A 19,026-nucleotide genomic window follows, 5' to 3' on the forward strand; every position below is an offset into this window, starting at 1 on the left:
ACACACAACGTCGCACGTGCGCCTAAAAATGCTCGCGCGTCTCCATCTTGCAAAGGAGATCCGGCTTAACTGTGATAGCAGTGCTGAGTGCTCTAATTCTGGCCACAGTCCTCGCGCCATTTTTGATCTATTACTTGGGCAGGCCTGCCTTCGGCATTCTTGCCATCGCCCCGGGCGCGGGTTTTTTCTGGGTACTCAGCCAGCTGACAAACTCCACGTTCAATGACGGCAACTCGCTGCAGTACAACCTGAAATGGATGCCGGACGCCAACCTCAACATCACCCTGCGGATGGATGGGCTATCGGCGCTATTTAGCCTCATCATCTTAGGTATGGGCGCGCTCGTGCTTTTGTACTGCTGGGGCTACTTCGACCAAACCCGGCGGCGCCTTGCGATGTTTGGCGCGCAGATGACTGCCTTTGCCACCGCCATGTTTGGCTTGGTGGTTTCAGACAACATCTTGATGATGTACGTCTTCTGGGAAATCACTTCCCTGCTTTCCTTCCTCCTCGTTAGCTACTACGGAGAACGAGCTTCCTCGAGGCGTGCGGCCCAGCAGGCATTGATGATCACCACCCTGGGCGGCCTGGCGATGCTCATGGGCATCATTTTGCTGGGCCGACAGACCGGCCAGTGGACCTTCAGCGCACTCGCAGATTTCGAGCAGATCACACAGACGCCTTATATCACGATCGCTATCGTCCTGATCCTGGCCGGTGCGATCAGCAAGTCCGCCATCGCTCCCGCCCATTTCTGGCTGCCCGGCGCCATGGCAGCGCCGACACCGGTTTCGGCCTACCTACACTCCGCGGCAATGGTGAAGGCGGGTATTTACTTGGTCACCCGCCTCGCCCCTGAGCTGCATGAGGTCGCCACCTGGCATCTCGTCCTCATTCCGCTGGGTCTATTCACCATGCTGTTGGGCGGCTGGATGGCGCTCAAGCAACGCGACCTCAAGCTGATTCTGGCCTATGGCACCGTCTCCCAGCTGGGTTTTATCACCTCCATCGTGGCCATCGGCTCCCGCGAGGCGCTGCAAGCAGGCCTGGCACTGACCTTCGCACACTCGCTGTTCAAGGCTGCTTTGTTCATGATTGTCGGCGCCATCGACCATGCCTCGGGCACACGCGACATCGCCAAGCTTTCCGGCCTTGGCCGCGCTAAACCGGGACTGTATCTGCTGGCCATCATCCCCGCGCTGTCCATGGCTGGTATCCCACCGCTGCTGGGATTCGTGGCCAAGGAGGCAACGCTGGAGGCCATCCTCCACGAGTCCCTCCTCGTAGGAATGCCGCGCAACATGCTGCTCGTCGGCGTCGTGGTGGGCTCTATGCTCACCATGGCTTATGCGCTACGTTTCCTGTGGGGCGCCTTCGCCGTAAAGAAGGATAAAGACGGCGAGCGTCTGGGCACCTCCGAAGCCGTGGAGAACATGCATGCGCTCGCCCCGCTGCTGTGGATTCCGCCGGCAATCTTGACCGCGCTGACCATCTTCTTGGGCCTGCAGCCAAACCCGCTTTCCCTCGGCATCAACCAGCACCTGGACAATCTCTTCGGCCACCACGAGCACACCCACCTAGCACTGTGGCACGGCATCACCATCCCGCTGGGCCTGTCGCTGCTCATCGTGGTGGTGGGATTCATCGTGCACTGGCAGCGCAATGTGGTGGCCAAGTGGCAGTTCCAGTACCCGGCGCTGGGCTCAGCCGACGCCGCCTACGATTCCGTGCTCCAGGCGTTGCGCACCCTCTCGCTGCGCACCACCGCCTCCACCCAGCGCGGTTCGCTGCAGATGAACATGTCCATCATCTTCGGCACGCTCATGATCCTGCCGGTCATCATGCTGATCCGCGGCGATCTGACCAACGTGCACATGGAAGTCGCGGAAAACCCATGGCAGATAGTCGCCGCCGTCATCATCATGGTCGCGGCAATTGCGGCCACGGTGACCGATAACCGCCTCTCCGGCGTCATCATCGTCGGCGTGACCGGCTATGGTCTGTCCTTCATCTTCGCCCTGCACGGCGCACCGGATTTGGCGCTAACCCAGCTGCTCGTGGAGACCATCATCATGGTGCTGTTCATGCTGGTGCTGCGCCGCATGCCGGCAAACACCGATTGGAAGCAAGACCCCAAGGTCTCGCGCCTGCGCGCCTGGCTTGCCGTTGGCGTTGGCCTTAGCGTGACCTTGGTGGGCATGTTCTCCATCAATGCCCGTCGCAGCGAGTCCATCTCCACCTTCATGCCGGAGCTGGCCAAGGAAATCGGCCACGGCGCAAACACCGTCAACGTGCTGCTGGTGGACCTGCGTGCGTGGGATACCTTCGGCGAGATCACCGTCCTGGTCATCGCGGCCACCGGCATCGCCTCGCTGATCTACCGCACCCAGTCCTTTACCCGCTCCTCGCGGCGTCCTACGCTGCGCGTGACCGGGCGTCGCTGGCTGGCAGCCGGTGCGGAATCCGAGCAGGCGCTGAACCGTTCGCTCATGGTGGACGTCACCACGCGCTTGCTCTTCCCCTCAATGATTGCACTTTCGCTCTACTTCTACTTCTCTGGCCACAACACGCCGGGCGGCGGTTTCGCCGGTGGCCTGGTGGCCGCGCTCGCGCTCATCCTGCGCTACCTCGCCGGCGGCCGCGCGGAGCTCGATGAGGCACTGCCAATCGACGGCGGGCGCACCATGGGCACCGGCCTGCTGATTTCGATCGCCTCGGTGGTAGTCCCCTTTGCCTTCGGCCATCCGCCGCTGACCACCGGCTACACCAAGCTGCCGGTGCCGCTGGTGGGCGATGTCTCACTACCTTCGGCCTTGGTCTTCGACGCCGGGGTCTACCTCATCGTCGTGGGGCTCACGCTCTACATCCTGAACTCGCTGGGCGCCAAGCTCGACGAGGAAGAGGACATGCGTAAGCAGCGCGCCCGCGACCGCGCCCGCTCCCTCGCGCGCCGCCAGCGCAACCGCGCCACGGCGCAATCCGCAAGCCGAACAATGACCTCCGGAAAGGAGAAATAAACATGGAAGCAAACCTGTTCCTTCTCCTCGCCGCGGGCGTGCTGTGCGGTACCGGCGTCTACCTCATGCTGGACCGCGCGATGACCAAGATGCTGCTGGGCATTTTGCTGCTCGGTAACGGCGCTAACCTGCTCATGCTGCAGGCCGGCGGCAAGGCGGGTTCGCCGCCTATCGACGGCCGCGAGACCGCCCAGTATGGCGATCAAATCGCCGATCCCTTGGCCCAAGGCATGATTCTGACGGCCATCGTCATTTCCATGGCACTGACCGGCTTCATCCTGACCCTGGCCTACCGCCAGTACCGCTACCGCACCGCCGACGTCATTGAGGATGACGCGGAAGATACCGCGATTGCAGCGATGGCCACCCGCCCTGGCAACGCCGCGGCGGCACCGGACCACGATGCTTCCAATGACCCAACCACCGGCCGCGCCACCAAGCAGGGCGACGCCTTTGGCCCCAACTTTTTCGAAGAGCCAGTAAAGGAGGCAAACGATGACTGAGACGCTGCTTCCGCTGGTTAACTTCCTGCTGCCCTATACCGGCTTCCTCATCCCCATGCCGGTGATAATCCCGGCACTGGCTGCGGCCCTGACCATGCTGTGCGCACGCTTTACCGGCGTGCAGCGCCAGATCGCATTCTTCTCGCTGCTGTTGCTCGCCGCCGCGAACGCACTGCTGATCTTCATCGCCGATACGGCCGGAATTCAAACGCTCCAGGTGGGCGGCTGGGACGCGCCGGTGGGCATCACGCTGGTGGCTGACCGCCTTTCCGCCGTGATGCTGTTTACCTCGTCCGTAGTGCTGTTTTCGGTGATGTGGTACGCCATCTCGCAGGGTATTCGCGACGGTTCCAAGGACGAGCCGGTGGCGGTCTTCCTGCCCACGTACATGCTGCTGACCATGGGCGTGAACGTGTCCTTCTTGGCAGGCGATCTCTTCAACCTCTACGTCGGCTTTGAGATCTTCCTCGTGGCTTCCTACGTGCTGCTGACGCTGGGCGCTTCCCCGGCGCGCGTGCGCGCGGGCGTGGGCTACGTGATGGTCTCGATGGCTTCCTCGCTGATATTCGTGCTGGCGCTGGGCTATATCTACGCCGCGGTCGGCACCATGAACATGGCGCAGATTGGCATGCGCATGGAGGAAATCCCGGCCGGTACCCGCACCGCTATTTTCTCGGTGCTGCTCATCGCCTTCGGCATCAAAGCCGCCGTCTTCCCGCTGGAGGCGTGGCTGCCGGACTCCTACCCCACCGCACCTTCGCTGGTGACAGCAGTCTTCGCGGGCTTGCTCACCAAGGTCGGCGTCTACGCGATTATCCGCGCCCGCACCTCTATCTTCACCGCTGGCGGGCTGGACCAGCTGCTCATGTGGGTTGCCCTCGCCACGATGCTGGTGGGTATCTTGGGCGCCATCGCGCAGTCCGACATCAAGCGCCTTTTGTCATTTACCTTGGTCAGCCACATCGGCTACATGATTTTCGGCGTCTCGCTGGGCACTGCCGAGGGCCTGTCCGGTGCCATCTTCTACGCCGTGCACCACATTCTGGTCCAGACCGCACTATTCCTGGTGGTCGGCCTCATCGAACGCCAGGCCGGCACCTCTTCCCTGCGGCGCCTGGGCTCGCTGATTTATACCGCTCCGCTCATCGCCATCTTGTATTTCATTCCGGCGATGAACCTGGGCGGCATCCCGCCATTTTCCGGATTCCTAGGCAAGGTCATCCTCCTGCAGGCCGGCGCCAACGAGGGTTCCTGGCAGGCCTGGGTGGTCATCGGCGGTGCCGTAGTGACCTCCCTGCTTACCCTCTACGTCATGGTTTTGGTCTGGTCCAAGGGCTTCCTGCGTGACCGCGCCGACGCCCCGGAAGGCAACATCGTGATGGCGCATCCATCGCCGCTTTCCGACGTCACGGATGTCGTCGAATTCGACGAGCGCCAAGACGTCGGCCGCGTGCCCTTTGGCATGCTGGCTTCCACCTGCCTGCTGGTGCTGGCCTCGGTGTCCATCACCTTCCTGGCCGGCCCGATCTCCGGCGTGACCAGCCGCGCCGCCGAGTCTGCGCAGGATGATTCCATCTACCGCTACGCGGTCCTGGGCGATAACGCAGATAACCCCACCCGGCACAAGAACCAGAAGGATCGCTACACCAACGAGCAGGATTCTTTTGAAGTACGCCGTGGGCCCATCAAGGACCCAGCTCCGGCGATAGAAACTGCGCCTCAGGAACAGCCCAAATCACAACCCACCGAAAGCGAGGCGAAGTAATGAAATTTGCTGGACTCCGCCACCGCTTCCGCCCCTGGTTCATCGCGTGGATCACCGCCATGTGGTGCCTACTCATGGGCGAGGTCACCGTAGCCAACCTAGTTGGCGGACTACTGGTGGGCCTGTTCGTGGTGCTTGCGCTGCCACTGCCTGCCATGCCGATTGCCGAGCTGAAGGTCTCCTGGGGCAAGCTAGCCTTATTCATGGTGGGCTGGACCATCGACCTATTCCACGCCTCGTTCAAGGTGGCCTGGCTGGCGGTGCGCCCGCAAGATCCACCGAAGACGGCCATCCTCGAGCTGCCGATGCGCCTGGACAGCGAGTTTATCTTGTCTCTGGCGGTTAGCCTGTACAACCTGCAGCCAGGCGGCACGGTAACCGACATCGACATCGCCAACCGCATGCTGACCATCCACGTCCTGGACGCGGCGTCGGAAGCCGCTTTAGAGCGCGAAATCGCGAACGTCGCGGGGCTCGAAGCAAGCATGATTGAGATTTTTGAAAGGAGCCACCCCTAATGGATCCCCAGCTTTATGACATTCTTCTGGGCGTTGCCGCCGGCATCTTGGTCGTGGCCTTCCTGATTACCACTTGGCGGATTATCACCGGCCCGAATTCGCTGGACCGCCTGGTGGGCATGGACGGGTTCGTGGCCATGTTCCAATGCGCGATGGCCGCCTATATTTGTTGGACGCTGAACACCTCGGTGGTCTCCGCGATGTTGGTCGTGGCCCTTTTGGGATTTATCTCCACCGTGTCTGTCACCAGATTCCGAAAGAGGGATGCCTAGTGAGCTATCACCTTTTCGCCGACATCATCTCGATCATCTTGATCCTCGCCGGTGCGCTTTTGGTGCTGGCAGCCGCAATCGGCGTCGCGCGCTTTCCCGACACCATGTCGCGCGTGCATGCCATTTCTAAGCCGCAAACGACAGGTCTCATCTTGAGCATCCTGGGTGCATTCTTCCGCGTCACCGGCGCAGATTCCTTCGGCCCGGCAGAGCGTGGTGATCTGGGAATCCTGTTGTTGCTGGTACTGTTTGCCATGATTACGAGTCCCGTTACGGCGCAGCGCACTTCCCGAATCGCGCGCCGTGAGGGCCTCTACGGGTCGCCGGAACTGATGTCCCGAAACGACAAACCAGCAACCCGTGCTTTGCGTAAAAAATAACCTTTGAAGGGAACAGCAGGTGAAAAAGCTCTACGGCTTGCCCACGTTGGCTACTGTCCTGACGGCCTTCGCCGCCTTCGTGATTTACCGCTTCAACGTCTCGGATGAGCGCGGGCGCGCCTTCTTTGGCAGGATTCCTTTCGACCTGAAGATCTACCAGCTCGCCGGCGCCGACGTGAAGGCGGGCGGCGATCTTTACGACGCCCCGTATATCCACAACTTTCCTTTCACCTACCCGCCGTTTGCAGGCTGGTTCTTCGAGTGGATGGCTGGTTTTTCCGACCATGGCCTGATGGTGACTTGGCAGTGGATCACGGGCATCGCTCTTTTCGCCGTTATCATGCTGGTCATCCGCGAGCGTGGCTACAAGATGGGCCCAGCCTCTTGGTTCGTAGGCCTCGCGCTGCTTATAAGCAGCTTGGCTACTGATCCGGTAAACGGCACCTTCTTCTATGGCCAGATCAACATCCTTTTGATGTTCCTAGTCTCCCTCGACCTGCTGCCGCGTAAGTTGCGCCTGCCTGGCATCGGCATCGGCCTTGCCGCTGGCATGAAACTAACGCCTGCTTTCATGGGCCTGGTTTTGTTATTCCAGAAGCGCTGGTGGTCCGCCTTCGCTTGCGTGTTTACCTTCTTCTTTACCGTCTACGTGGGAGTGCGGACGATCCCCGATGCCTGGGATTTCTGGACGGATAAGATGTTCAATTCTGATCGCGTGGGCAACCTGGACCACCCCGGCGCGAAGTCATTGCGCTCGATCATCGCGCGTCTCAACGGCGAAGAGAACACCGCGCTGTGGGTCCTGGCCGTGGTCATCGTGGTGATGGTGACCATGCTGGCGCTGCGCACCGCCTGGATCAATAGGAATTCCTCCGCCGCGCTGGCGCTGGCGGGCTTGGCCACCTGCTTGGTCTCGCCTTTTTCCTGGTACCACCACTTCGTCTGGGTAGTACCGCTCGGCGTATGGGTGATGCTGGCGGTCAATGAGGCCGTCGGCAAGCGTCTGCCCTCCTTCTGGGGTGCGCAGCTGGCGGGCCTGGCATCCTTCGTGGCGTTGCTGCTCGTGGAGCTGCCCTTCGTCTCCCCACCGGTGTGGCGCTTGATGTCCTCCCATGGCCTAGAGGCCATGGAGAACCTGCATCCGTGGGCATGGCTGCTGTGGCCTTTTGCATGCTTCCTCTACATCGCGGTTTATGGCATTTGGGGGTGCTTCCCGCACGGCAAGCCATCCGGCAAGCATGCCGCACGCCAGAGTAACGTGGCAGACTACCCCACCGACGTGCGCATTCCGGTAGTGCGCAAGTAGGCCGAGTTGAGGGGCCTAGAGCGGACGGAGGCTATCCATCTCCTTACTCGTGGCCTCCACGACCTTCTGCCAGCTGCCGGTCTCCTCGTAGAGGCGGCGCTGGCGTTCATAGCCGGCCCCGCGCTCGATGATTTCATGGATGAGCTGCAGCTCGGCCTCGCAGCCCAGCTCGCGAGCCAGAGGAGTTAGCTCCTCGACCAAGTCAACCAACTCGTCTTTGACCCAGCGTTCATCCGTGGCGCGAGAGGTAATCACCAAGGCGTCCATGCCATAGCGGGCGGCGCGCCACTTATTCTCAGCCACGTGCCACGGCTGCAGCGTGGGCAGCTCCTGATCTGTATCAAGCATGCGGTCATAGTGGACCACCAAGCAATGCGTGAGCGCGACGATGGCCGAAAGCTCGCGGAGATTAGAAGAGGCATCCGAGATCCGCACCTCGATGGTGCCCCACTTTGCCGCCGGGCGAATATCGAAGTGCATCGAGCCGGTGTGGTTGATAACGCCGGAGATGGCTTGATCCCGCATATAGTCCTGCCACTCGCGCCAATCCGCAAACTGATAAGGCATGCCGGCGGTGGGCAGCTGCTGATAGAGCATGGTGCGGTTGGAAGCATAACCAGTATCCATGCCCTCCCAGCCTGGCGAGCAGGCAGAGATTGCAAGCAGGTGCGGATACTTGGTCATCAGCGCATTGATGATGGGCCACACGCGGTCTTCGTGGCGGATACCCACGTGCACGTGGGTTCCCCACAGCAGCATCTGCTTGCCCCAGTACTGGGTGCGGTTGATGATTTCGGAGTAGCTTGCCTTATCCGAGACAGGGTTCTCGCGGTAGTCCGTGAAAGGGTGCCCGCCGGAGGCCCACAGGGCCACGCCCATTCCTTGAGCAGCGGCACGCACATGCTCTAGCTTGTGCGACAAATCCGCGATTGCTTCCGGCACCGTGTGGCAAATTCCGGTGACCAGTTCCACGGTGTTTTGGAGGAATTCCTTCTCCAGCTGGATTTCGGGCGTGGCCGCCTGCACGCGTTCAATCAGCTCGGCGCCGCGTGGGACCAGATCCCAAGAGTGCGGATCGACGAGGGCTACTTCCCATTCAACGCCCAAGGTGGGCCCGGCCGAACGGGTGAAGGATTCTTCCGGAATGTTCACCCTTGTGAGTCTATCCGCAGCAAGGTCCAGCTAGAGCATTTTCTTATGCATTAAATGCACGGTGGATTTTGTCTTTTATTCCACCGTGCATCTATCTTGCGAATCTTTTAGGCCTGCGGGATGGCCAGAACTGCAACGACTGCGTTGCCCTTGGTGAATTCAGCCTTGAGCTCTGCCGGGTACTCGGCGATGGCACCCTCCGGGATGGACTGCGCGCCGTAGAACTGCGCTGCGGTCTCGCGTGCGAGGCTCTCTGCGTCCTTATCGCCTGCTGGGAAGTAGACGGTGGTCTGCGGAACGGTGAGGATATCACCGGCTAGGTTGCCCACCTCGCCGATCTTGAAGCCCTTCTCCTTCAGCTTGTCTGCCTGCTCCGCAGCGAAGTTCGCGCGGCCGGAGTTATTAAAGACGTTGACCGGGATGTCCTTGGCGGCGCGCTCGGCACCCGCAGCGCTTTCTGCACCTACAGCGCCAGCAGCGGCACCGTCCTTGTTGGCTGCCTCGCGGCCGGCTACATCCTGGCCTTCCTTGGCAGGCTGTCCGGCTGCGTCTTGGCCAGCCTTGGCATCCTGCGTGCCCCGCGCGGCACTGCCGGCAGCACCCGGCTGCGCAGATGGGCCGCCCTGTGCGCCGGGCTCGCCCTCGGCGGGAGCCGGCAGCGTGGCGACGCCGGTGCTGCCGGTCTGGGCAGTATCGGTGGAGTCTTTGGAGGTCAGCGTGTAAAGGCCCCACATGCCGAGCATGACAGCAACGGCAATGAGCACCATTGCGAAGCCGCGCAGCGGCAGGCCGCTAGACGAGCTGCGGTGCGCACCCGCCTTTGAGCCCTGTGAGCCCTGTGTGGAGGTGGATTCTGCTGCTTTATCTGAATTCACATTAGTCACAGCAGCAACCCTAGTCTCTAATTAGGGAGATCTGGTGCATCCTCCCGCGCGGCGCGCCGCACCTCCTGACGGCCATCCCGCACGCGCCGCAAGCGCGCAACCAGCACCGGATAGGCTTCGGCGGCAGCGGGGGCGTCGAGAAGCACGTTCAAGCGCTGGTGATAACGCACCGGCGAGATATCCAGCTCCGCGCGAATGGCCTCTTCCTTAGGCCCGATACCGCGCGGGGCATGCGATTCGAACTCCAAAATGGCCGCGTCTAGGTCTGACAAGGATTGCATGCCTAAACTGTAGGGCATGACTATTCGCCCCATCGTTATCCACGGCGACCCGGTTCTGCACAATCCCACCGAGCCGGTCACTGAGCCCATCGACTCCCCAGAGCTGCAGCAGCTCATCGCCGACATGTACGAGACCATGGACGTCGCCCATGGCGTCGGCCTTGCCGCCAACCAGGTAGGAGTGAACAAGCGCCTGTTTGTCTACCACTGCCCTGACACCGACGGCCCAAACGGTAGCGCCAAGCAGCTTGGTGCTGGAGAAAGCGGCATGCGCAAGGGCTGCGTCATCAACCCGGTGCTGGAGACCTCCGAGATTCCCGAGGGCATGCCTGCCGACGACGGCTCCGAGGACGAAGGCTGCCTCTCCGTGCCCGGTGAGGGCTTCCCCACCGGCCGCGCCGACTGGGCCCGCGTTACAGGCAAGGACGAGCACGGCAACGACATTTCCATCGAAGGATATGGATTCTTCGCGCGCATGCTCCAGCACGAGACCGGCCACCTGGACGGCTACGTCTACACCGACGTGCTCACCGGCCGCTTCAAGCGCCAGGCCAAGAAGACCATCAAGCGCAACGGTTGGACCGAGGCCGGCTGGACCTGGATGCCAGGCGAGGACGAGGATCCCTTCGGCCACGGCGCGTAAATAGACTGCACCCCTAATCGCCCCTAATCGCCCTTAATCGACATGAGCTATATCTTCCGTTCTGATGCCGTCAGCGTCGGCGACCGCGTGGTTGCCCGGCGCGAATTCGGCGGCACCCACTCCGATGTCATCGGCCATGTGCTGAGCACCTCACCGCTTGTCATCCGGCCGCAGGCGGTGGGTGGCTACCCTTCCGACTTAGAGGCGGTGGAAATCCCCGCCGAGCAGCTGAAGATCATCAAGAAGCTCTCGCCGCGCACGGTGCGCAACTCCGAAATCCGCGCCGTCGAGGTGGCAGCCGCGGCAGCGCGCGGCGGGACGAAAGTCTGGACCAATGATGGCCAATGGCTCATGCGCTTCGGCGAAGGCACCGATTCCGCCATTCCTCTGGGCCCCTCCGCAGGTTTCATGCCCGCGCCCATGGAAGAAATCGACGCCTTCTACGCCGAGCACAACCTGCCCACCCGCCTGGCCATCCCGGAGCGCATCGGCAAGGCGGCATTGCGCGTACTCGATAACGAGCCCGCGGCATGGCAGCTCGAGCCCGAGGTCCTCGTGTTTACCCGCTCCCTAGACACTGCGAGCGCCGAGCCGCACCTTGACTCCGCGCTTTTCGACGCCACGCTCAGCCAATCCGGCGACGAGCGCGTGTGGCTGGGAATCTCGCTGCTTGGAAACGCCACCCCCTCACAGCTGGAGGCGCTTTTGGCCTGGGGCAAAGCAAACGGTGCGGAGAATGCATTCGTGGAGGTGGAGGCGTCGGAAAGCGCAGCGTTGGCCCTGCTTAGTGAAGTCGGGTTTTTAGAACACCATCGCCGTGGGTATGCCGTGCGCAAAGGCGGTACCCTGTAGTCCATGCGCATAGCCACATGGAACATCAACTCGGTCCGCACCCGCGTGCAGCGGGCGGTAGACCTGCTGGCCAAACACGACATCGACGTGTTGTGCCTGCAGGAGACCAAGGTTGCCGACGATAAGTTCCCTGTCATGGAATTCGAAGCCGCCGGCTACCACGTCACCCATCACGGGCTGAACCAGTGGAACGGCGTGGCCATCGTCTCCAAGGCGGAGCCGGAGGAAGTCTTCTACTCCTTCCCCGGCCAGCCAGGCTTTGCCAAGGACCCAGAAAAGCCGCAGGATTTGGAAGCCCGTGCGGTGGGCGCGCGGATTCGCGGCGTAGAGATCTGGTCGCTCTATGTGCCCAATGGCCGCGAAATCACCGACCGCCACTACGACTACAAGCTGCGCTTCCTCTACGCGCTGGCGCACTACAGCGAGAGCCGCGCGCAGTCGAAGCTGCTGCTCACCGGCGATTTCAACATTGCCCCGCGCGATGAGGACGTCTGGGATATCGAGGCCTTCCGCGGCAAGACCCACGTTACGGAGCCAGAGCGTGCGGCCTTCCAGATGCTGGAGGAGGCAGGCCTTGAGGAGGTTACGCGGCGTTTTACGGAAGAGCAGCGCTGGACCTACTTTGACTACAAGTCGATGCGCTTTCAGAAGAACGAGGGCATGCGCATCGATTTCCAGCTGGCTTCGAAGTCCTTGGCCGCGACGGTGGAATCTGCGCAGGTAGACATGGTAGAACGCGCCGGCGACAAGACCTCTGACCACTGCCCGCTGCTGGCAGATTTCGATCTGCCTGACTTCGATTCGGTGCGTTAGGAGCACCTACTGGGGCATGGACTTCTCACTAAACATCGATCTTTCTTTCTGGCAGCTGTTTTTCCTCATCTTGGACTACGGCATCAAAATCTTGGCCATCGGATTTGTGCCCGAAGGCCGCCGACCCTCGAGCTCTACGGCCTGGCTGCTGGCTATTTTGCTGCTGCCCATCGTGGGCCTGCCGCTGTTTTTGCTGATGGGCTCGCCATATATCAATCGCCGCCGCCACCGCATCCAGCAGGAGGCCCATGACCTGATGGAAGACGTCACGGCGAGTACGCCGAATCATCCGCTGGGCAGGCTTTCTCCGGAGGTGGAATCCGTCATTGCGCTCAATCGCAATCTGACGGGTTTCCCGGCGCTCGTGGGCCACAATCGTGGCATTTACGCCGACTACGACGAGGCAATACGCGCGATTTCCAGCGCCGTCGACCGCGCCGAGAAGTACGTCTACATCGAGATTTATATCCAATCCTGGGACGAGGCCACCGATGTCTTCTACCAGGCTCTCAAACGCGCCCGCTCGCGAGGCGTGGAAGTCAAGCTGCTTTTAGACCAGATTGGCAGCCTGAAGTACCACGGCTATTGGAAATTCGGCCGGCGCCTTAGCGCCATCGGCGTCGACTGGCACTTGATGCTGCCGCTGCAGCTGCACAAGCTTCGTTTCCGCCGCCCCGACCTGCGTAACCACCGCAAATTGGTCATCATCGACGGCCAAACGGGCTTTCTGGGCTCGATGAACATGATTAAGCGCAGCTACCGCACCAAGGACCGCTACTGGGTGGACTACATGGTAGAGCTCACCGGCCCGGTGGTCACCTCCATGTCGGCGGTCTTTGCGGTGGACTGGTACCTGGAATCAGAAGAAGCACTTTCTTTGGAGCCGCTGCCTTACGACGACGCGGATACCGAGGACTCCAACTTCCTCCAGCTCATCCCGTCCGGCCCGGGTTACACCACGGAGCCAAACCTGCGCATGTTCAACTCACTGGTGCACCACGCCAAAGACCGCCTGGTAATGGTTTCGCCTTATTTCGTGCCCGATGAATCTTTGATGGAGGCGGTCACCACTGCCTGCTATCGCGGCGTGGACGTGGAGCTTTATGTCTCGGCCAAGGCGGACCAGTTCATGGTCAACCACGCGCAGTCCTCCTACTACCAGGCACTTTTGGAGGCAGGGGTGCGGATCTTCCAATTCCCAGAGCCTTTCGTGCTGCATTCGAAGTTCATCATGACGGACCCAGACGAGCCGGGCCGCCACCCGCTGTGCATGTTCGGCTCCTCGAATATGGACATGCGTTCTTTCGGTTTGAACTACGAATCCACGATGCTGGTGGCCAAGGGCAACTTATTGGCGGAGTTTAACCAGCTTGCTAGCAACTACCGCGCGGTGTGCCATGAGCTGACCTTGGAGGAATGGAACGAGCGCGGCTTCGTGCGCCGTTACATGGACAACGTGATGCGCCTGACCTCGGCGCTGCAATAGCGCCACCGGCACCGTCAGCGCCGCCTGGGCCGCCCTCCCCCGCACACTGCCTGCGCTCCCGTCGCGTTTGGCCCCTTCCCCACTAAATACCCAGACCTGGAAATGCAGCTCTCTGCTGGAATGAGGGGCGTCGGCAAGCGCAGCGATCCACGAACAGGAGGTCTGGGTTTTCAGCCCTGGGTAGATAGCCAAATGGTGAGGAAGCACGCTGCAAATGGCGACGAGTGACAAAAGGCGCTGTTGAAGACAACAGCGCCAAGGTAGCCAGGAGTGGCCAAGAGATCATGCGTCTCGCTTTTCAAGCACGAAGACGCCGAGGATCCACAGCGCTACCGCCCAAACGATGAAGACGATGGCGCTTCCCGCCGAGGAGTCCCATGGGACGTTTTCCGGCACAGTGTCCGAAGCCCAGTTGCCGAAGGCGGAAAATGGCATGTAGGGGATGAGGTCGTCGCCGACCTTCGGCAGCAGGCGCACGACGTTCTCAATGCCCAGGTAGAGAATCAGGGACAGTGCCACGGTGCCAGCGGTCTGGCGCAGCAGCCAGCCCAAGCCCTGCACAAAGATCACGACCATAAAGCCCAGCAGAGGTAAGAGCCACAGTGCGCGCTTGCCGCCGTCTTCTTCGAAAGGCTTGTAAATGTCCGCGATTTCCTTGGATGCGGAAAGGTCCGAGACAAAGTAAATCAGCACCAGCGCCAGAAACAGGATGACCGCCGCAATAACCGCATACATCAGGAGCTTGACCAGCGCGACGATGGAGCGATTCGGGTTCGTCATGAAGACCGTGGACTGCAGTCCGAAGCGGTATTCGGTGGTCACGATCATGATGGCCTGGATCATGATGATCGGGATGCCCAGCATCAGCAGGATGGAGTTCATGCCCTCGGCAGTAAGCGGGCTAATCGGCATCGCTGGGTCCATCTCAGCGTTGAGACCGTTGAACAGCGCCCACAGGAAGGACAGGAGAAAAATCAGGCCGGTGGTCCAGTAAAAGGACTTGGTGGTGCGCAGCTTGGTCCACTCGGCGCGGAGGGTATTGATAATCACTTTTAGCATTCCTCCTATGCGGCAGGCTGGTTAGGCTGGTTCGGCTGCCCAGCACCTGGGGTGCTGGCGTGGTACTGCACGTCCTCGCCGGTCATGCGCATGAACGCATCCTCCAGCGAAGCGCGCTTCAGGCTAAGCTCGTTGAGCGGAACGCCTGTGGAATATGCCAGCTGGCCGATGAAATCGGTGCTGACGTCATTGATGATGAGGGTCTTGCGACCTTCCTCGTCGCTGCCGTCTGTATAAGCCACGTTGGCCTCACGCAGCGCGCCGCCGAACTCTTCGAGGTGATCGGAGCGCACGATGACTGAGGAATCCGAGTGCTGCTTTACAAAGTCATAGGTGGACTGGCTAGCCACTAGGCGGCCACGGCCGATGACCACGAGGTGGTCTGCGGTCATGGACATCTCCGACAACAGGTGGGAGGAAATCAAGACGGTACGGCCCTCTGCCGCGAGCGCGCGGACCAAGGAGCGAACCCAGCGAATACCTTCTGGGTCGAGGCCGTTGACCGGCTCGTCCAGGATGAGGATTCCCGGGTCACCCAGCAGGGCGCCGGCCAGGCCGAGGCGCTGGCCCATGCCGAGGGAGAAGCCGCCGGCCTTCTTACCGGCGACGTCGGAAAGCCCAACCAGCCCCAGCACCTCGTCCACGCGGGAAGTAGGAATGCCGTTGGACTGCGCCATCCACTTCAGGTGGTTGGCCGCGGTGCGGTTCGGGTGCACGGCCTTGGCGTCGAGCAGCGCGCCGACCTCCCGCAGCGGGCTCTTCAGCTCGCGGTAGGCCTTGCCGTTAATACGGGCCTGGCCCGCCGTGGGGGTATCCAGGCCCAGAATCATGCGCATGGTCGTCGACTTGCCCGCACCGTTCGGACCTAGAAAGCCGGTCACGATGCCTGGCTCCACCTTAAAGGTGAGGTCGTCTACTGCGCGGACAGACTTATATTGTTTCGTCAGTCCCTCAACTTCAATCATGCTGTCAAGGGTGCCATAGTTTCAGCCTCCTCACCGAGGTTGGCCCGCAATAAAGGCCCGCAAGGAGGGGATGGCCTCACGAAATGCCCCCAACAGAGGTAAATTTTCCACCTCGTCGAGGTGCACCCAGCGCAGCTCGTTGGACTCCTCGTTGGCAATAACGTCCAACGGCTCATCGCCACGGGTGCGTGCGATGACGGTGGTATAGGTCCAGTTGCCGGGCAGCTCGCCCACTGCGGGATAGGGCCCGGCGGTGACGCGCTCGCCGAGCACCAGGACGTCGGCAGGCGCGATGGCGCATTCCTCCTGCGTTTCTCGCAGTGCAGCCGCAACGGCGCTTTCGTGGAAATCCCGCGCGCCGCCGGGAATGCCCCAGGTGCCGCCGTGGTTGGTCCACTCCGCACGGTGCTGGAGCAGCACGCGCTCGCCGGCAAGGAGGAAAAGCCCGGCCGCGCCAAACTTGCCCCATAGCTTTATCCCGCCCGGGCCGGCTGCCCAGCCATCGCCACTTATGTGCTCTCCTTGCTTCATGGCGCCCATCCTACGGTTCGCTCGCTGCAGGCGACAGCGCACAGCGGTGGCGTGCATCACCAAAGCGGCGCGGAACTGCGCTATTCTATGGGAATGACTGGCACAGGGTTGGAGGATGCTGCCGCACGTACCAGCGAGCATCCGGCCGCGCACGAAGCGCATCCAGGCGATCACTGGCTCGACGAAGTCACCGAGCCCGCTACCCCGGCCTTCAACAACGCCACGCAGCTGGCCATGAGCTCTTTCGCTGGCCCGGCGCGGTTGGCCCGCCGTCTCTACCACTTCGCGGCCACTACCCCAGGCAAGCTTTTTACCGTCACTGTGATTCTGACGGTGGCGCTCGCCGCCGCCGGCTTGTCGATGTCGAATACTTCCGCCAGCCGCCACGAGGCCTTGGACGAGCTGCTCAATTCCACCGAGCCGATGTCTAACGCGGCGCACCATCTCTACACCAACCTCTCGCTGGCGGATACCGTCGCCACCACGGGCTTCGTCCAGGCGGGCGTGGACTCCGAGATCAACCGCAAGCGCTATAACAAGGCCATCGACGCTGCCTCCGTGGCGGCCACCGAGTCCGTTTTGGGCACCAACACTAACGACGCCCGCATTCGCGAGCTGGTCACCTTTATCCAGCGCGAGCTGCCCGTCTATACCGCCCTGGTGGAAAAGGCGCGAACCAACCACCGCGCGGGCAATGCGGTGGCGAACTCGTATATGTCCAACGCCTCTTCGCTGATGAGTGACAAGATCCTGCCCGCGGCCGCCGAGCTTTTCTCGCTCACCACGGCCAAGGTCAAGGAGCAACAGCAGCGCCTGACCAGCCCCCAGTGGGTCCCGCTTTCCGGCTTAGTGGCGGCGCTTTTCTTCCTCTTTGTCGCACAGTGGTGGCTGTGGCGCCTGACGCGCCGCCGCTTCAACCGTGGCTTCTTAGCCGCCAGCGTGCTGCTCTTCCTGGCGCTTTCCTGGGCCGCGATGGCGAACTTCGCCACCTGGAGCTCCGGCTATCACGGCTTCGAAACGGTCTCCCGTCCGTGGGACTCGCTCACCGCCTCCCGGATTGAGGCCCAGCAGACCCGCACCTCGGAGACCCTGGCGCTGGTCCTGCGCTCTTCCGAGTCCGACATGACGGTGCGCTTTGGCTCGACGGTCTATTCCATCAACCAGGCCCTCGAGTACTACGAAGCCGCGCTTGCCGACGACGACATTCCCGTCACCGATCCCGCCCTCCTGCCAGCCGCACAAAGCGCCACCAAAGAATGGGAGGCCTCACACGAGGTCTTCATGAACGCGCTTGCCGACGGCCACTATGACGACGCTATCCACGAAGCCACGGCGATTACCCCGGACGGCGCTCCGACCACCGCGAGCTCCTTCAACGACGTGGATTCCGCGCTGGCGGAGCTCATCGGCGAGGCGCGCGTGGCCATGCGTTCCTATCTGGAAGAAGGCCTCAACGCGATGACCATGGTGGCCACGGCCGTATTCTTGCTGACCATGGGCGCTATCATCGCCGTCTGGTTGGGTATTCGTCCGCGACTCCAGGAGTACCTCTAATGGCTCATTCCACTCGCCTTCTAGCCGTCTTATCTGCGGCCGCCCTGTGTGCCGCCTCCTGCGGTGTCCCCGACTTAGGCAGCAAGGAGGAAAGGATTCCGCGCGCTTCCTTAGACGCAGAGGCGGGCCCTCCCCTTCCCGATAACTCCATCTTCGAGCCCGCCGGCAGCGCCGAGCCCCGGCCGGTGTTGGACGCGCCGCTGAAAGGAACCTATAAACCGGACGGCAAGAGCGCGAAGGAAAGAATTCCTGCCATTTATAAACGCGGGCGCATTATCGTCGGCGTGGACCGCTCCAATAACCTGATGAGCTACCGCGACACCGCAACGGGCGAAGTACGTGGCTTTGAGGTGGATATCGCACGCGAGATTGCCCGCGATATCTTCGGCGACCCGGACAAGGTTGACTTCCGCTTCGTCGAGTCCTCAGAGCGCACGAGAGCGCTCAACGATGAAAGCGTGGATATTGTCATTCGCACGATGTCCATTAGCGCCGAGCGTCAGCGTGAGGTTGCGTTCTCCGCGCCGTATATGACCACCAAGACCCGCCTTTTGGTGCTGACCAGCTCCGGCATCCGCTCGATCGATGACACCGCCGGCAAGACGCTGTGCGCGGTCCAGGGCTCCACCATCGTGGACACCATCCGCCGTGAGGCCTCCACCGCGAATATCCTGCAGACCCGCGCCTGGGGAGACTGCCTCATGGCGCTGCAGCTCAACCAGGTCGACGGCGTGGTGGCTGACGACGCCCTCCTCTCGGGCATGGTGGCCCAAGACTCCTATACCTCGATCGTCGGCGAGCCGCTGACCACGGAGGACTACGGCGTGGCCGTGCGCAAGCCCGATTCCACCCATGATTCGCGGCCGCTGCTGCGCCAGGTCAATTCCACCCTGGAGCGCATCCACAGCGACGGCACCTGGGACAAGCTTTTTGATCGCTGGCTCGGTGACTACCTGGCCAAGCCGGCTTTGGGCAGCCCTGACTACCTAGACGATGAGGAGGCATAAGCGTTGAGCCCTACTCAAGGCCATAGCTTCAGCGAGGA

At 61.8% G+C, this 19,026-nt stretch carries 19 protein-coding genes; 13 read left to right on the plus strand and 6 right to left on the minus strand.

Features of this window, described 5'->3' with window-relative positions; translation table 11 throughout:
• Positions 1–71 precede the first annotated feature (71 nt).
• The 7 genes from HMPREF2888_RS06895 to HMPREF2888_RS06925 are packed head-to-tail and all read left to right on the plus strand — an operon-like array spanning position 72 to position 7,761.
• Positions 72–3,017, plus strand: a complete 2,946-nt coding sequence (locus HMPREF2888_RS06895) for a Na+/H+ antiporter subunit A (protein WP_070518561.1) — start codon at positions 72–74, stop codon at positions 3,015–3,017.
• A gap of 2 nt (positions 3,018–3,019) precedes the next feature.
• On the plus strand, positions 3,020–3,520 hold the full coding sequence (locus tag HMPREF2888_RS06900) for a Na(+)/H(+) antiporter subunit C (protein WP_061924779.1): 501 nt from the start codon (positions 3,020–3,022) through the stop codon (positions 3,518–3,520).
• Positions 3,513–5,285 (plus strand): Na+/H+ antiporter subunit D, encoded by a 1,773-nt coding sequence (locus HMPREF2888_RS06905; protein ID WP_070518562.1) that lies wholly within the window; start codon positions 3,513–3,515, stop codon positions 5,283–5,285. Before HMPREF2888_RS06900 ends, HMPREF2888_RS06905 begins: the two co-directional genes overlap by 8 nt.
• Positions 5,285–5,803 (plus strand): Na+/H+ antiporter subunit E, encoded by a 519-nt coding sequence (locus HMPREF2888_RS06910; protein ID WP_061924786.1) that lies wholly within the window; start codon positions 5,285–5,287, stop codon positions 5,801–5,803. Before HMPREF2888_RS06905 ends, HMPREF2888_RS06910 begins: the two co-directional genes overlap by 1 nt.
• Positions 5,803–6,075, plus strand: coding sequence for a monovalent cation/H+ antiporter complex subunit F (locus HMPREF2888_RS06915; protein ID WP_061924789.1), 273 nt, complete (start codon positions 5,803–5,805; stop codon positions 6,073–6,075). The genes HMPREF2888_RS06910 and HMPREF2888_RS06915 overlap by 1 nt, the downstream gene beginning before the upstream one ends.
• On the plus strand, positions 6,075–6,455 hold the full coding sequence (locus HMPREF2888_RS06920) for a monovalent cation/H(+) antiporter subunit G (protein ID WP_061924793.1): 381 nt from the start codon (positions 6,075–6,077) through the stop codon (positions 6,453–6,455). Before HMPREF2888_RS06915 ends, HMPREF2888_RS06920 begins: the two co-directional genes overlap by 1 nt.
• Positions 6,456–6,474: 19 nt before the next feature.
• Complete coding sequence (locus HMPREF2888_RS06925) at positions 6,475–7,761, plus strand: glycosyltransferase 87 family protein (RefSeq protein WP_083281213.1); 1,287 nt, start codon at positions 6,475–6,477, stop codon at positions 7,759–7,761.
• Between the two features lie 15 nt (positions 7,762–7,776).
• Here the strand turns inward: HMPREF2888_RS06925 and HMPREF2888_RS06930 are convergent, their stop codons facing one another.
• The 3 genes from HMPREF2888_RS06930 to HMPREF2888_RS06940 all read right to left on the minus strand — a co-directional run bounded on the left by HMPREF2888_RS06930 (position 7,777) and on the right by HMPREF2888_RS06940 (position 10,078).
• Positions 7,777–8,913 (minus strand): glutamate--cysteine ligase, encoded by a 1,137-nt coding sequence (locus HMPREF2888_RS06930; protein ID WP_070518563.1) that lies wholly within the window; start codon positions 8,911–8,913, stop codon positions 7,777–7,779.
• A 107-nt stretch (positions 8,914–9,020) separates the two neighbouring features.
• Positions 9,021–9,797, minus strand: coding sequence for a LytR C-terminal domain-containing protein (locus HMPREF2888_RS06935; RefSeq protein WP_070518564.1), 777 nt, complete (start codon positions 9,795–9,797; stop codon positions 9,021–9,023).
• 17 nt (positions 9,798–9,814) lie between these two features.
• A complete protein-coding gene (locus tag HMPREF2888_RS06940; protein ID WP_061924801.1) occupies positions 9,815–10,078 on the minus strand; it encodes a DUF3263 domain-containing protein in 264 nt (87 codons plus the stop codon).
• Between the two features lie 16 nt (positions 10,079–10,094).
• Between HMPREF2888_RS06940 and HMPREF2888_RS06945 the strand changes: the two genes are divergently transcribed.
• Genes HMPREF2888_RS06945 through cls form a run of 4 tightly spaced genes read left to right on the plus strand, consistent with a single transcriptional unit; the run spans position 10,095 to position 13,872 of the window.
• On the plus strand, positions 10,095–10,721 hold the full coding sequence (locus HMPREF2888_RS06945; RefSeq protein WP_061924803.1) for a peptide deformylase: 627 nt from the start codon (positions 10,095–10,097) through the stop codon (positions 10,719–10,721).
• A 42-nt stretch (positions 10,722–10,763) separates the two neighbouring features.
• Complete coding sequence (locus tag HMPREF2888_RS06950; protein ID WP_061924807.1) at positions 10,764–11,573, plus strand: GNAT family N-acetyltransferase, cg3035/Rv0428c family; 810 nt, start codon at positions 10,764–10,766, stop codon at positions 11,571–11,573.
• Between the two features lie 3 nt (positions 11,574–11,576).
• The gene (locus tag HMPREF2888_RS06955) at positions 11,577–12,386 is read left to right on the plus strand and encodes an exodeoxyribonuclease III (RefSeq protein WP_070432323.1); all 810 of its coding nucleotides are present in this window, start codon (positions 11,577–11,579) and stop codon (positions 12,384–12,386) included.
• 16 nt (positions 12,387–12,402) lie between these two features.
• Positions 12,403–13,872, plus strand: a complete 1,470-nt coding sequence (gene cls / locus HMPREF2888_RS06960; protein WP_061924813.1) for a cardiolipin synthase — start codon at positions 12,403–12,405, stop codon at positions 13,870–13,872.
• 282 nt (positions 13,873–14,154) lie between these two features.
• Here cls and HMPREF2888_RS06965 read toward each other — a convergent pair whose 3' ends face one another.
• From HMPREF2888_RS06965 to HMPREF2888_RS06975, 3 genes are read right to left on the minus strand one after another with little or no spacing between them, the layout of a single operon-like run.
• Entirely contained in the window at positions 14,155–14,922 is a 768-nt protein-coding gene (locus tag HMPREF2888_RS06965) for an ABC transporter permease (protein ID WP_070518592.1), read from the minus strand.
• A 14-nt stretch (positions 14,923–14,936) separates the two neighbouring features.
• On the minus strand, positions 14,937–15,896 hold the full coding sequence (locus tag HMPREF2888_RS06970; RefSeq protein WP_061924817.1) for an ABC transporter ATP-binding protein: 960 nt from the start codon (positions 15,894–15,896) through the stop codon (positions 14,937–14,939).
• 30 nt (positions 15,897–15,926) lie between these two features.
• Positions 15,927–16,436, minus strand: coding sequence for an NUDIX domain-containing protein (locus HMPREF2888_RS06975; RefSeq protein WP_062044452.1), 510 nt, complete (start codon positions 16,434–16,436; stop codon positions 15,927–15,929).
• A gap of 84 nt (positions 16,437–16,520) precedes the next feature.
• Here HMPREF2888_RS06975 and HMPREF2888_RS06980 point away from each other — a divergent pair, with 84 nt between their 5' ends.
• Together HMPREF2888_RS06980 and HMPREF2888_RS06985 are read left to right on the plus strand one after the other, a co-directional pair.
• Positions 16,521–17,981 carry a hypothetical protein gene (locus HMPREF2888_RS06980; RefSeq protein WP_070518565.1) on the plus strand — a complete coding sequence of 487 codons (1,461 nt, stop codon included), beginning with the start codon at positions 16,521–16,523 and terminating at the stop codon, positions 17,979–17,981.
• Positions 17,981–18,988, plus strand: coding sequence for a glutamate ABC transporter substrate-binding protein (locus HMPREF2888_RS06985; RefSeq protein ID WP_070432326.1), 1,008 nt, complete (start codon positions 17,981–17,983; stop codon positions 18,986–18,988). The genes HMPREF2888_RS06980 and HMPREF2888_RS06985 overlap by 1 nt, the downstream gene beginning before the upstream one ends.
• The last annotated feature ends 38 nt before the right edge of the window (positions 18,989–19,026 follow it).

This window comes from Corynebacterium sp. HMSC077D03 (genome assembly GCF_001808545.1).
In the GTDB taxonomy this organism is placed as follows: domain Bacteria; phylum Actinomycetota; class Actinomycetes; order Mycobacteriales; family Mycobacteriaceae; genus Corynebacterium; species Corynebacterium simulans.